This window comes from Chitinophagaceae bacterium, from assembly GCA_030053935.1.
GTDB lineage: Bacteria > Bacteroidota > Bacteroidia > Cytophagales > JASGCU01 > JASGCU01.
Genome location: JASGCU010000008.1, coordinates 2,192 through 3,566, shown reverse-complemented (window position 1 = coordinate 3,566; position 1,375 = coordinate 2,192). Strand labels below are relative to the sequence as shown.

The 1,375-nt window shown below is 36.6% G+C and carries 2 protein-coding genes; both read right to left on the bottom strand.

Annotated elements, in window-relative coordinates; translation table 11 throughout:
* Positions 1-8: 8 nt before the first annotated feature.
* Positions 9-491: a hypothetical protein gene (locus QM536_01865; GenBank protein MDI9355756.1), complete on the bottom strand. Its 483-nt coding sequence runs from the start codon at positions 489-491 to the stop codon at positions 9-11.
* Between the two features lie 2 nt (positions 492-493).
* Positions 494-1,375 (bottom strand): hypothetical protein (locus tag QM536_01860; GenBank protein ID MDI9355755.1); only part of this gene is annotated, 882 nt, incomplete at its 5' end.

Here is a 1,375-nt window from a genome sequence, read left to right as displayed (position 1 = left end):
TGCGTTGGCTACAATACGCTGTTCATATGGTCTATGTCCTGTTTGTTGAAGTCCCACTTGATTACTTGTATTCGTCTGTTTGGTTTGAATTCTAAAACATCTTTGCGATTGTAAGTCTGAAGTAACTTAGTCAATGTCGTCCCCATACCTTGCGGACTTAAAAGGATTGCATAAATCGGAAGTGCAATACTTGAATAACCGATAAGTTGTGAAAGGTTGATGAGTGAAAGTGTCGTGTTTTTGCACTCTACAAAAACCAATTCAACTTTGTCTGAATACTCTATAAAACCTGTGATGTCTTGGCGAATTTGAAATGTCGTAAACTCTGGAAAGAACTTTTGATAATTCAGTTGCATGATAAAGTTACTAAGGTCGCTGTCGTGTGTGTCAAGCACCTGAATTTTTTTTGCCTTCTTCCCAAATCTTTGTTTCAAGTCGGTTGTCAACCACTTGATAATGTCGGGATACATTTCTATTTCATTTTTATACATGCTCAATCTTTTTGTAAGTAGCAACCTAAGCACTTGCAAATTTCTTTGAAGCCGTTAAAATGTTGCCCGTTAATTTCTGCTGGTAATTTTTCGTGCGTTTCGTGAGGATGACTTTCTTTTGTTTTTTCTCTCTTCGCTACACCTGTGCACAATGACTGTCTCCTTGTAAAGTTTGCCTTGTTGTATTCAACAAGTTCTGCAAGTGCTTCATTCTTGTGAGAAATATAAAAGCCGATGTTCTCAAAATCTTCTGCATAAATTTTTATCTGATGTTCTTTAGCCCAACTTGTTCCTGTGCCGCCTCTTATGTTTGGATGTCCGTAACCAATGTATTGAATGGCAACATTCAAGGATTGTGTGAGTTGACAAATCTGCGGTGGTAAAAACCAATTCTTGTTTGAGATTTCAATATACACACGATGTCTGCCTGTTTGGTCAACATTTGATTTGCGAACAAAACCTGTTACATCTGCAATGCCTCGCAAAAATTCTTTTTTGTTTGCATCAGTTGTTTCAAAGATTGGTTCGGGAATTAGGAAGTCGTGAAAACTAAATCGTGTTCCGTTGATGAGAAACTTAATGAACAACCAAGCGATGTCCTCTTTTATCCAAGTGAGAACAAGAGAAATTTTGTCGCCTGTAATTTTCTGAACATTGATTCCCATTTGTTGTAAGCGATACACAACTGGGTCAAGCGAAGTTTGAATATGCAAGCGTTGGTCAAAAACTTTTGTGATAGCTTTTGATTCAAGAGTTTTATATTCAAAGTCAATAATGATTTTCTTTACATCGCTGTTGTATTGGATTTCTCCGTGTCCTGTGATAAGCCCAAGTAAGTATGAAATATCAGATGTTAGAAAATTTGAGATTTTATTTTTTTCCAT

What these genes read in the sequence shown, in the direction of transcription:
- QM536_01865 (MDI9355756.1), bottom strand. Translation starts at nt 491, where the DNA reads ATGTATAAAAATGAAATAGAAATGTATCCCGACATTATCAAGTGGTTG.